The sequence below is a fragment of the Candidatus Poribacteria bacterium genome (assembly GCA_016866785.1).
Lineage (GTDB): Bacteria > Poribacteria > WGA-4E.
The window spans coordinates 1-12096 of record VGLH01000125.1 but is presented as its reverse complement, the minus strand read 5'-3'; the positions used below and the strand labels follow the sequence as shown (position 1 = coordinate 12096).

11 protein-coding genes and 1 pseudogene are annotated in these 12096 nt (G+C 63.7%); 4 read left to right on the top strand and 8 right to left on the bottom strand.

The window, feature by feature from the left end:
• Positions 1-289: 289 nt before the first annotated feature.
• From raiA to FJZ36_15335, 6 genes are all read right to left on the bottom strand, one after another.
• Positions 290-880 (bottom strand): ribosome-associated translation inhibitor RaiA, encoded by a 591-nt coding sequence (gene raiA / locus FJZ36_15360; GenBank protein ID MBM3216277.1) that lies wholly within the window; start codon positions 878-880, stop codon positions 290-292.
• Positions 881-996: 116 nt separating this feature from the next.
• The gene (gene rpoN, locus FJZ36_15355; GenBank protein ID MBM3216276.1) at positions 997-2475 is read right to left on the bottom strand and encodes an RNA polymerase factor sigma-54; all 1479 of its coding nucleotides are present in this window, start codon (positions 2473-2475) and stop codon (positions 997-999) included.
• 9 nt (positions 2476-2484) lie between these two features.
• A complete protein-coding gene (gene lptB, locus FJZ36_15350; protein MBM3216275.1) occupies positions 2485-3219 on the bottom strand; it encodes an LPS export ABC transporter ATP-binding protein in 735 nt (244 codons plus the stop codon).
• A complete protein-coding gene (locus tag FJZ36_15345; protein ID MBM3216274.1) occupies positions 3219-3878 on the bottom strand; it encodes a hypothetical protein in 660 nt (219 codons plus the stop codon). Before FJZ36_15345 ends, lptB begins: the two co-directional genes overlap by 1 nt.
• A complete protein-coding gene (gene lptC / locus FJZ36_15340) occupies positions 3835-4437 on the bottom strand; it encodes an LPS export ABC transporter periplasmic protein LptC (GenBank protein MBM3216273.1) in 603 nt (200 codons plus the stop codon). Before lptC ends, FJZ36_15345 begins: the two co-directional genes overlap by 44 nt.
• A complete protein-coding gene (locus FJZ36_15335) occupies positions 4386-5306 on the bottom strand; it encodes a lysophospholipid acyltransferase family protein (GenBank protein ID MBM3216272.1) in 921 nt (306 codons plus the stop codon). Before FJZ36_15335 ends, lptC begins: the two co-directional genes overlap by 52 nt.
• A 143-nt stretch (positions 5307-5449) precedes the next feature.
• Between FJZ36_15335 and FJZ36_15330 the strand changes: the two are divergent.
• The 3 genes and pseudogenes from FJZ36_15330 to FJZ36_15320 all read left to right on the top strand — a co-directional run bounded on the left by FJZ36_15330 (position 5450) and on the right by FJZ36_15320 (position 7336).
• Positions 5450-5740: pseudogene (locus tag FJZ36_15330) on the top strand (BrnT family toxin).
• Positions 5706-6080 carry a helix-turn-helix domain-containing protein gene (locus FJZ36_15325; protein ID MBM3216271.1) on the top strand — a complete coding sequence of 125 codons (375 nt, stop codon included), beginning with the start codon at positions 5706-5708 and terminating at the stop codon, positions 6078-6080. The pseudogene FJZ36_15330 and the gene FJZ36_15325 overlap by 35 nt, the downstream one beginning before the upstream one ends.
• Before the next feature lie 542 nt (positions 6081-6622).
• Positions 6623-7336, top strand: coding sequence for a hypothetical protein (locus FJZ36_15320; GenBank protein ID MBM3216270.1), 714 nt, complete (start codon positions 6623-6625; stop codon positions 7334-7336).
• 331 nt (positions 7337-7667) lie between these two features.
• Here FJZ36_15320 and FJZ36_15315 read toward each other — a convergent pair whose 3' ends face one another.
• Positions 7668-9344 (bottom strand): hypothetical protein, encoded by a 1677-nt coding sequence (locus FJZ36_15315; GenBank protein ID MBM3216269.1) that lies wholly within the window; start codon positions 9342-9344, stop codon positions 7668-7670.
• Positions 9345-9725: 381 nt separating this feature from the next.
• Entirely contained in the window at positions 9726-10895 is a 1170-nt protein-coding gene (locus FJZ36_15310; GenBank protein ID MBM3216268.1) for a hypothetical protein, read from the bottom strand.
• Between the two features lie 222 nt (positions 10896-11117).
• On the opposite strand from FJZ36_15310, the gene FJZ36_15305 reads away from it, so the two are divergent.
• A complete protein-coding gene (locus tag FJZ36_15305; protein ID MBM3216267.1) occupies positions 11118-12095 on the top strand; it encodes a TIM barrel protein in 978 nt (325 codons plus the stop codon).
• Position 12096 lies beyond the last annotated feature (1 nt).

Below are 12096 nucleotides of genomic sequence, written 5' to 3'. Positions count from 1 at the left end.
GGGTTGCTTCGCCATCGACCGCCTCCGACGTTCCGTGCCATCTGCTTCCGCAAAGTGAGGAAGCAGGTACCCACGACTCTAGGCTCCCGCTTTCGCGGGAGCGACTGCCATAGTGCGCGAGCCACGACGCACAGATCGTCATCCCGCTCATACCTTGTCGTTCCCAGATCGTCTCACGTCATTCCCGCGAAGGCGGGAATCCAGAGTTCCTTGCCTCACGCTTTCGCGGGAGCGACGATCCGGGGCCGGGCAGGAGACGTGAGTCGTCGTATCACTGCCCCGCTGGGCGTCACTCGGGATAGATCCATCCAAACGTGCCGTTGCGCTTCTTGAACAGGACGTTCACGTCGCTGTTGTCGGCGTTGCGGAAGACGATGAAGTTGTTCTTGGAGAGGTTCAACTGCATCGCCGCTTCGTCGACGCTCATCGGCTTGGCTTCGAAGCTCTCCGGCATGGGGATGATGGACATGTCCCCGTCGAGCGCGGCGACGGATGGATCCGGGACCGCCATTTCGGTAGCCCGCGCGTCGTCGCGTCCTCGCCGTCGTCGTTCGTCGGCGCGGTCCTTATGGCGGCGGAGTTGTTTCTCCGCCTTGTCGATCACGGCGTCGATGGCGGCGGACACGGAGTCTGCCTCGATCTGCGTTTCTGCGTGGAAGGAGATGCGTCTGCCAAAGAGGTTGATTTCTGCGAGGTACTGGTTCCTCCGCTGTTCCAGAGTCACCGTCGCTTCTATGAGCTCCAACCCGACGTCGGCGAGTCTGACAAGCTGCGCGTCGATCGCTTGACGCGCGGCGTCGGGCAGATCGAACCCTCGTGCGACGATCTCTACATTCATGCGCCGTCCTCTCTGACGTGCAGTCGCCTTTGCGCGGGACATCCGCGCGCACGCTCACGTATCCCGATGCACACGTAGCGACGATTCCGTGGTCACGACCCCAGCGCCAACCGCCTCCCCATCGGCGCCGAGCGTTCCGTGGGTGGAATCTGCCGGGTCTATTCCCAGCGGTTCCGACGCTGATTCGACGCAGGAATCCCCTGATCCTCTCGGTACTTGGTGACAGTGCGCCGAGCGATCCGGTATCCCTGCTTCCCGAGCATCTTGCTGATCGCCTGATCGCTGAGCGGCTTGCCGGGGTCTTCCGCTTCGACCATCTGCTTGATGAGGGCGCGGATGCTCTTCGATGAGGCGAGCTCGCCCGAATCCTGCTCCAGCGCGCTGGAGAAGAAGAACTTGAGCTCGTAGATGCCGCGCGGCGTCTGGACGTACTTCCCATTGGTGGCGCGGCTGATCGTCGAATCGGACTTGCCGAGCCGTTCGCCGATATCGCGCAGGACGAGCGGCTTGAGGTGCGTGACGCCGTGTTCGAGGAACCCCTCCTGCACCTCGAAGATGGCGCGAGCGACGTTCTCGATGGTCTTGCCGCGCTCGTGGATACTGCCGATGAGCTCTCGGGCTCGCTGTCGGTAGTCCTCCAGCCAGCGACGTTCTTCGCGGGAGAGGTTGCTTCCGTTCGCCAGCAGTTCCAGATAGCGCCGGTTCAAGTGGATTCGCGGGATGGATTCCTCCGCCGCTCGGACGCGGTACTCGCCGTCCACGCGCTCGACGATCACATCCGGCGTGATGGGACGCGCGCCGGCTGAGTACTTGGTGCTCCCATGCATTCCGGCGAGGAACCCATGCGCCGGAGCCAACTGCAGCTTGACGAGCGATTCCTTGACGATCTGGACCGTGTCGACGGTGATTTCGCCGTACCCGTCGTCGCGGAGGCATTTGGCGATGCGCGGAAGCTGATTCCGCAGGAGGTCTTCGTAGTAGTCGCGCGTCACCGCGATGGCGATGGGATCCGGCTCTTCAGCGGCTTGGAGTTGAATGAGGAAGTACTCCTGCCGCGACCGCGATCCGACGCCCATCGGCTCCAGATGCCGCTGGAGGTAGATCAGGATTTCCTCGACCTCAGCCGGTTCGCGCCCGGTTTCCTCGGCGAGTTCTTCGATGGTCGCCGCCAAGAAGCCCTCGTCGTCCAGGTTGCCGAGGATCAGCTCGCCGACCGCTCGGTCGTCGGGCGTGAGACGGAGCAGGGCGAGCTGTTCGTGAACGTAGTCGTGGAAGGAGGCTTCCTGGGCGATGTCGAGCCGGCGGTCGCCGTCTTCGTCGTCGTCCTGCCATTCCTCCTCGAAGCGGGAGGGCATGCTGTCGTCGAGAAAGTCCTCGACGCGGATCTCCGGCTCGCCTTCCTCGGGCTGGGCGAGTTCGAGGTCGCTGCTGTCGGTCTCCTCAGCCTCTTGCTCGATGGCGGCTTCCTCGTCCAGGTCGAGCCCCTCTTCGAGGAAGGGGTTCACTTCGAGTTCCTGGCTCAGATGCTCGACGAGCTCGAGGTTCGTCATCTGCATCACCTCGATTGCCTGCTGCAATCGAGGCGTCATGACGAGCTTTTGTTGGAGCCGTGGTTGGAGGATCAGTCCGGTGCGCATCGTCCCGGCTCATTTCCGCTCGCGGCGGGCGAACAGGTCACCGAAGTAGTACTGCCGCGCCAGCTCGCTTGCCCTCAGCTCTTGGGGCGTGCCGTGCATGAGAATCTTGCCGTCGACGATCAAGTAGGCGCGGTCCGCGATCTCGAGGGTCTCCGAGGCGTTGTGGTCCGTCAGGATGATCCCGATCTGGCGTTCCCGGAGACGCCGGATGATCTGCTGGATGTCCGAGATCGCCTTGGGATCGACGCCTGCGAAGGGCTCGTCCAACAGGATGAACGACGGCGAGATCGCCAACGTTCTGGCGATTTCGGTCCGGCGCTGCTCGCCTCCGGAGAGCGTGTACGCCATGCTGTCGGCGAGGTTCGTCAGACCGAACTCCTCGAGAAGCTCCTGTCTCTTGGCTTCGCGTTGGCTTCGCGCGCCGGGTTGGAGTTCGAGGACTGCCATGAGGTTATCGCCGACCGAGAGCTTGCGGAAGATCGAGGGCTCCTGGGGCAGGTACGCGATGCCCTTCTGCGCGCGGCGGTACATCGGTTCGTGGGTGATGTCTTCGTCGCCGAGTAGTACCACTCCTTCATTGGGACGTACGAGCCCCACGGTCATGTAGAACGTCTGGGTCTTGCCGGCGCCGTTGGGCCCGAGCAGTCCGACGACCTCGCCGGTCCCTACTTGGATGCTGACCTCGTTGACGACGGTGCGTTTGCCGTACGTCTTGACGAGTTTTTCGGTTCTGAGAACGGCCATTACGGATTGCTCGGTGCGGCGGCGCCGTTCTCCGTCGAGGCGGCGGACTCAGCGGGGGCTTCCGTCCGCTTGACGCGGACGCGCAGCTTCACGCCGCCGCTCGCCGTGCGCTTGCCGGTTCTGCGGTCGTAGACGAATCGCTCCGCCTCGTAGCGGTCCTCGCCCTGGAGGACGACGGCGGGGCTCTTCTTGGTTCCCTGGAGGTCGATGATGTTGTTCCCGTCGCGGAACTCCGCCGTCTCGGATGTGGCGACCATGTCGTCGTCCTTCATCCGCACGTTTCCTGCGGCGAGGGTCCGTTGGACGCTGGAGTCCGCTCCGCCGACATCGCGGAAGAGCGTCACCTTGTCGGCGTAGAGGTATCCCGTCTCGCGCGTGATGCGGACGTTGCCGGTGAACGTCGTCGTTCCGGCGTCGACATCCTCGTCCATCCGCTCGGCTTCGATATCGACGACTTCGTCTTGAGGTTCTTCCGCTTTAGGCTTAGACGCTTCCGCCGACTTGGCTGCGGGTGCGGGCTTTGCTGCCGTCTGGGCCCACAGGAGCCGGGAACCTCCGGCGGCGATGTCCAAGAGCAGGAGCGCTGCTGCGAGCATCGAAACGCGGGAACCCGCCCTAGCGGTCGAACGACGGGAGCGTATTCGGCGCAATCTTCTCATCCTTCGGCAGAACCTTGCCTCGTACGGTGGTCATCGTCGCCTTGCGAAGGTTCGGGGTGCTGACGAGGCTCTGCCCGATCAAAACGGAGCCTCCTCGGTGAATCCGGGCTTCGCGAGGTGCAATGAGTGTACCATCGCGCTCATTCCAGCGCAATTCGTCCGTTTCCAGCGTCGCTTCGCGTGAGACGGCATGGACGCTGCCGGTGACGCGGAAGTCGCGGGTACGCTGCTGGATGTGTCCATCGGCGGCGGTGACAGTCAGCGCTGGCTCGCCCTTCTCGTAGATGAGGACCTTGGGGTTCCGCACACGCACGTCGCCGGAGGCGAGGACTTCCGCCTGTTCGCCCCACATCTTCCAGCGGAGTTCGGGTCCGCGGTACTGCGCCATGACGGGCGTCTCCATCTGCGCGGCGACGATTTCTTCGGGGGTCTTCTCCGGCGGCGCGGCATCGCGGCATCCCGCTGCCAGCAGCGCGGCGCAGAAGAGGAACCGGCGGAGTCGGAGCGTCACGAGGAGGCCTCCTCGGCGGACTTCCAGCGGGGATGCATCCAAATCCACTGATGGGGAACGCGCCGGATCTGGCTCTCGATGACGCGGGTGAAGGCGCTCGTGTTGGCGACGAGGTCGGCGTCGGGATCGCCGGTGTCCTGCCAGACGATGGGCGGATGGACGTCGAGCCGATGGCGTCCGTCGTCGAGGCGGGTCAGGAAGAGCGGGATCGCCGGGGAGCCGAATCGCTGGCTCAGGCGTACGGGTCCGACGGGCGTCTTCGCGGGCCGTCCGAAGAAGTCGACGGTAACGCTCTGGACGGACGTATCGACATCGGCGAGGACCCCCAGGGCGTGGTTCGCCCGTAGCGCGCGGACCGCTTCGCGGGCTCCGCCGTCGCGCGAGATGCTCTCGACGCCGACGCGCGATCGCTGTCGTACAAGGAGGCGTCCGAGCGTGCGGGAGCGGAGGTCGCGGGCGATGGCGCTGACGGGGATGCCGTTGAGGACGAGGGCGGCGGCGAGGAGTTCCCAGTTGCCGTAGTGACCTGTCAATCCGATGAAGCCGTTCCCGCGCTCGCGCGCGGCGTCGATGTGTTCGCGTCCGACGAGCTCGACGCGGTCGGCGATGTTGCGGGTCGTGAGCCGGTCGAACCGCAGGATCTCGACGACGCACATGCCCAAGTGCTCAAAGCAGCGGAGGACGTTTTCATCGACTTCCGAGGGGCTGCGTTCCGGGAACGCGGCGGCGAACTGACGTCGGGCGCGGGCGAAGTCGCTGGCGGCGATGCGCGCGGCGCGTCTGCCGAGCCACCTACCCAGGTCTCCCGCAGCCCGATCCGAGAGCGATCCCACCGCCAGGCGAAGGGAGTGGATGCCCAACCCGTAGCCGGCATCTTTGATCAGACGCCGTACTCGGCGCGCATCGATCGGGCTCACGGCGGTCTTCTCCGCTTGGCGACACGTTCGAGCCTATGATACCGGTCGCGCCGAGCGGCGGCAAAGCGGCGTCGCCTTTCCTCGCCGCATGGACAGCTATACGTGAATAACGTATACTCAGTGATCGAGGAGTGGATGCCGTGGTGAATCGGTCTGTCGAGTCGTTCGAGTAGGACGAGGCGAAGCGCCAGAGCAACCTCGGCAAACACGGTATCGACCTCGTGGACGCAATTCACGTCTTCCGGGATCCACTCCTGAGGGTCGAGGTCGATCGACGCGGGGACCATGGCGAAGAGCGGTGCCGTGCGACTGGCACGGCGTTCGGCCGCATACTCGTCGTGGTGTACACGGAGCACGGTGATACCGTTCGGGTTATCTCAGCACGAAAGGCGACGCGGCATGAGCGACGGAGCTACGAAGAAAACGCGGGTTGACTGGGATGAGCCGCCCAAGGGAGCGACGAACTGGGACCGCGTCGACGAGATGGGCGATGAGGAAGCGTCCAGGAACGCGCAGGAGGATCCGGATAACCCGTCGGCGGAGTCGTTCCCGGAAGGGACCTTGGAGAAGGCATTCCGCCCGCAGTGGGTCCGCCGTCGCCTAGGGATGTCGCAACGGGAGTTCGCGGCGACCTTTGGTTTCTCCGTACGAAGCCTGCAACAGTGGGAGCAGGGGCGGTCGGAACCTGGTCAAGCCCTCCGTGCCTACCTCCATGTCATCGCCGTCGATCCAGAGTCCGTTCGTCGCGCCCTGGACAAGAAGGCGATTGCGTAGCGATGGGCGACCGTGAAGGGAGTCGGCGCGTTGTCTGGCATCGCGCCACGATTTCGGCTCTCTTTACACGAGTCGCCATCGCATGAGGAGGAGAGCCGATGACTTCACGAGAGCGCGTTCTCGCCGCCATCCGCCACCAGGAACCCGACCGGGTTCCCTACGACCTGTCCGGCACGCCCGTGACGGGCATCCACCACGTCGCGTACACGCGGCTCCGCAAGGCGCTCGGATTGCCCGACCGCGAGCCGGTCATCTGGCATCAGATGCAGCAGCTCGCCTGGGTCGATGACGACGTGCACCGGGCGATGGAGACGGACGTCAGCGGACTGCGTCCCAAGTCGCCGGACACCTGGAAGCTCGAAATCACCGAAGATGAGAAGTACTTCTACTACACGGACGACTGGGGCATCACCCGGCGCCGGCAGAGAGACGGCGGCTACTACTTCGACTTGTGCAAGTCGCCTCTGGAGTACGCCGACGTGTCCGGCGACATCGCCCGCCACGAATGGCCCGACCCGGTTCACGACTCGCGGTTCGTAGGCATCCGCGAGCTCGCCGAGAAGATGCACGCCGCGAACCGCCCGTTCATCCTGGGGAATATCTGCGCCGGGATGCTCGAGATGGGCCAGTGGCTGCGGGGGTTCGAGAACTTCTACTGCGACCTGGCGGGGAACCGACCCGTCGCCGAAGCCCTCTGCGACAAGATCATCGAGCTGAAGATGCGCTACTGGGAGAAGGCTCTGCCGATGCTGGGCGACATCGTGGACATTGTCCAGGAGGGCGACGACTACGGGGGGCAGAACACGATCCTGGTGTCGCCGAAGGTGTTCCGCGAGGTGTTCAAGCCGCGCCTGAAGCAGCTATTGGGGCGCATCAAGGAGCTCGCGCCGCACGTCAAGGTGTTCTTCCATACCTGCGGCGCGGTGCGGGACATCCTGCCCGACCTCATCGAAGTCGGTGTGGACATCCTGAACCCCGTGCAGGTCGCGTGCCTGGGCATGGACAGCGCGGATCTGAAGCGGGAGTTCGGGAAGGACCTGACCTTCTGGGGCGGCGGAGTCGATACGCAGTACGTGCTGCCCACCGGCACGCCGGAGCAGGTGCGCGACGAGGCGAAGCGGCGGATCGACGACTTCGCGCCGGGCGGGGGGTTCGTTTTCGCGGCGGTGCACAACATCCAGGCGGACGTGTCGGCGGAGAACATCCTGGCGATGCGCCAGGCGCTGCGGGACTTCGGGGGCTATCCGCGGGGGTGAGCTCGCAAGGTTGATGGCGCGTCTTAGACTGCCTTGGCAGATCGATGAGGGCAGTCGTCGCCCGATGGGCGGCCTACGACGGGATCGTCGAGCGGCTGGCGGGGATGGGGTATGAGACGAACCGGCTGGTGAAGACGGTGCATTGAGTCAGGGATCTGCTCAACTCGGTGTTACTGTTCTGGCCATGTGTCACGAGCTGTCGGGCTCTTCGCCTGACCACGCCTGTGGGCAACCCGGACCGTGGTTAGGCATACTGTGCTCGCCGTGGCGCTTGCATGTCACCATGGCATACCGCAATAGGCCGCCAACCGCCGACAAGTCCAACGTGGAGTCACGCAGAGACGTGACCGGCTCGGACCTTCCGCGACACTCGTGGGGACGGAGGCAATGCCTTGTTGATTTGCTTCGCAAGGGCGTAGAAGCCAGCAAAGTACGCCTCGCCAGGCTCTGCCTGCTGCCGGAACTCCGCAAGGAGTAGCCGCTTGAGCTCTCGTTTGGCTTTCCGCCTCTCATCTTCCGTGCCATTCACGGCTTCCTGGAGCAACTCTGTATTCTCCGAATGGACTTTCCTAGTGACGCAGTCTGGGAGCAAACCCTCGATGTTTCTCTTCCCAGCGCGATCATGCCCGATCAGGAGGTAGTGTTGACCTTTCACGAGCTGAAGTGACTTCAGCGTCTTCTCAACCTTCGTTGCGCTATCGAGGTCGAGTGTTACAAAACACCGACCATACCGACGGATCACGAAGCCAAGGAGTACTGTGTTCTGCAGTGACCCAATCCCGTCGTACGACTCGATCTCCCACTCGCTCGAGAGCTGGTTCTGCCCATGCTTGGGGTCCTGTAACATTCTCAGATACTCGTGGTCGGTTTCGCCTTCGACTAGCAGCAGACTGCTCGAAGGAGACAGCACCATCCGCTTCCACGGCACAAATGCCTCCGCGTTCAGACCCAAGGCTTGACCGAACGGCTCCATCCACCTGTCTCCGCTCGTGTCAACGAGCTGGCTCTCACGAGACTTGCCACGCTCGGTACGCCGTTGCAACAGAATGTTCGATGCCGAGTCTTCGAGGTTCAGTAGGTACGGGCTGTGAGTTGTCACTATGACTTGCACCTGGAATTCCTGCGATAGATCGCGCAAGACTCGACCGAACTCGGCTTGGGCAGCTGGGTGGAGGAAGCTTTCCGGTTCCTCCACCACGATTATCGGAGTCACCTTGGAGATGGATGTTTCTGCTTCACTGATCTGCCGAGCCTGGAACAGGGCGAATAGGACCAACGTCCGGTTGATCGTTCCGCTACCCCAATCCGCTAGCGGCACCTCGAACTTGGCTTCCCCAAGCGCGATCGCGTACGGTATGTAGTCGAAGCTGAGGGCCGGGATTGAGAAGCCGACTTTGTATTTTGTCTTCAGCCTTCCTAGAAGCGTCTCGAGCTGCGCCTGTTGCGATCTAGATAGCTTGGCGAGGCCACGATTCACCTCCTTCTTCATTGTGTCGATGACAGGAGCGTGCTGTGCCGCGACTCCGCTGATATAGCCAGCAGTTGCTCTTGATCCTTGACCGATGAAGGTTGCCCCCACCTCTGTCGAGCTGTGGAAGAGAACACCACCAGACAAGCGAAGCCGGTTGATCACCTCTTGGGCATTGAGATCCGTGTACCGCCGATCCATTGCCTCGACAGAAGCAGCTGGTTCAGACGTGTCAGGCCGGTGCACAACAGATATGGAGAGGCGCAGTGAGTCCTCTGCCTTGTAGTCCTCTGCCTTGTCAAGTGAGAGCTGTGTCGTCACGAACTGGTATAGGCCAGCGTCGCGTGTCCGATCAAGCTCGATCTGAGCAGCGAACGAGATATCACGCTGCTGCGAGCTCGGGTCTTTCCATTTCGGGTAGTCGTCCTTCAGCGAAGGTTGCGCGTAATCCAGGAACATGAACGCGCTAGAGCGATCGCGTACAAGGGCACCAATCGCACGAATGACATTCGTCTTGCCAGAATCGTTCGCGCCACATATGCCGTGTACAGCTTAGGAAACTGAATGTCGATGTCGGCAAGTGTGCGATAGTTCCGGACGCTAAGGCTCAATAGGCGCATCTGCCTGCCTCTGTTTGCTTGGGTGTGTTCTTTGAGGCTCTGGTTGAGCTAGTAGCTTCGCGGCTAGCAGCAAACCGTTGAGCGCCTCATAGTATACGGTAGTCTGCATGGCATACGCCACGCGAGGGTGCCGATAGCGTGAGACCATCGACCCGCAGCAGGCGTGGTGTATGACGGCATCGTCAGCCGGCTGGCCGCGATGGGGTACGGGACGAACCGGCTCGTGAGGACGGTGCATTGGGGCCGCAAGCGGAGTACAGGCGGCACCCGTTGGTTCCAGCGGGCCAGCCTATGTCTGGGCTCAACCGTTTCCGGCGGATTCTACCGTCTGCCCACGCTCCCACGACTCCCCAGCCGCCGCAGCCTGCTTCTCCAGCTCCGACCGCCAGCCGACCACCTTCCCCGACTTGATCTGCCGGATGTCGAACGGCGCGTAGCGGTCTTCGAGCGTGTCGCCGAGCCGCTGTGTCGCCGCCCAGCGGTCCCACGCGATCCTCATGAACGCGTGCGGCAGAGCGTCGCGCACGGCAGGGTCGAGTTGCCACGCGTGGCGGGCATCGGCGACCTCCGGCTCCTTGTCCGAGGGTCCGCGCCACTTCGACCAGCCGATGGCGAGGGTGTTCCGCTCGCGTTCCGGCACGGTGTGACCCGTGTGGATGTTCGAGCCGACGCGGATGAGCGCCTCGCCCGCTCGCAGCCGGATGGCGGTCTGCCCCGGCAGAGGGCTCTTGCCGTCCCAGCTCGGCGTGTAGGGCACACCGGCGTCCTTCATGCTCTGCGGCAGGAGCACGTCGTGCTCGAAGGGGGTACGCCAGCGGTTGTGGCTCCCCGGGATCACCTCGTGGCACTCGTCGTCCACCAGCGCCAGGAACATGCCCACGCCGTTCCGCTCATACACCTGCTTGCGGTTGTTCTCGACGATCTCCGTCCAGCGTTCCCGCTCGACTTCCTCCGAGTAGGCTTCGGGCCCGTCGTTGCGGACCTCCTGAGCGCGGTACGGGTCGCCCTCGCCCCACCACGTCACGTCGCGATGCCAACTGAGGGCGTGCTCGCGCTTGCGCGGGTTGCACCACAACAAGAGCCCGCCGTAGGTCAGGTCTTCGGGTGATACGCCGCCGCACCAGTCGCTCACGAAGCCTAGGAACTCATCGGAACCGTGGAACTCGGCGAAGCTCGGCTCCTTCCACGCCGGGTGGACGAGTCCCCGGATCGCCCACGGTTCCTCGTCGCCCGTGCGGTGGACATATCCCACCGACCCGTCGAGCGCGTCGTAGACGTTCTCCGGCGCGAACGCCTCGGTGAGCCGCCGCCCGGCGTCGCGCATCCTCTCGATCCAGGGGTTCCCGACGAAGTCGTCGATGATGAGATAGCTGTGCTCGTCGAGGAAGGCGATCCGTTCTTCCGTGGCGCCGCGTCCCGAAAGCTCCGGCAGCGCGTCAGCGAAGGCAGGCGCGCGGTACGTCTCGCTCATGGGGAACCTCCTTGCCCCTCGGGGGTATGGGTCAGGGGCTCGATTGTGGCAAACGCAGTCGAGCGGCACAACCGACGGCGGGTACGGCGTCGCTGGGACCGGTCGGCGCGGCGGGTTCCCTTGCTCCGGATACGGACTTGGACAAGAATGCCCGACGGCAGCCCGTCGTCTCTCACCGAAGCAGACTCGTGGTCACCGTACCGCGGAAATGGGGAACCTCGCATGATCCAGATCGCCGAAGTGTTCGGACCCCAGCAGACCAGCCTCGCGAGACTCGTCAAGCAATGCGGCGTGAACCACGTCGTCGCGGGCGTCGGACTCGGCCGCATCCCCAACGCGAGCGACGAAGAGCAGCCGTGGAGCTACTCGTCGCTGGCGCGCGTCAAAGCGGAGTATGCGGCGACGGGGTTCGAGATGGCGGTCATTGAGAGCCGTCCGCCGATGACGAAGACGAAGCTGGGCTTGCCGGGGCGCGACGAAGAGATCGAAGCGGCCTGCCAGCTCATCCGCAACATGGGGAAGCTCGCCATTCCCGTCTGGTGCCCGGAGTTCATGGCGGGGATCGGCGTGCTGCGCACGTCCAGCACGATCCCGTCTCGCGGCGGGGCGCTCGTCACGGGCTACGACCACGACGACATGCGGGACGAACCGTTGACGGAACACGGCGTCGTCACCGAAGAGCGGATGTGGGAGAACCTCAAATACTTCCTCGAGCGCGTCGTGCCCGTCGCCGAGGAAGCCAACGTCAAGCTGGCGATGCATCCCGACGATCCGCCACTGTCGCCGATACGTGGCATCAGTCGCATCATGAGCAGCGTCGAGAACTTCCAGAAGCTGATCGATCTTGTGCCGAGCCCCGTCAACGGCATCGCGCTCTGCCAGGGGAACTTCACGCTGATGACCGACGACCTGCCGTTGGTGATCCGCCACTTCGGCGAGCAGGAGAAGATCCACTTCGTCCATTTCCGGGACGTGCGCGGCACTCCCGATCGCTTCGTCGAGACGTTCCACGGCGACGGCAAGACCGACATGTACGAGTGCATGAAGGCATATCGCGACGTCGGCTACGACGGCGTGTGCCGACCCGACCACGTCCCGACGATGGAAGGCGACAGCAACGACAACCCGATGTATTCGTCCATCGGGCGTCTCTTCGCCATCGGATACATTCAGGGGCTGCGCGAAGCGGCATACGCCTGAG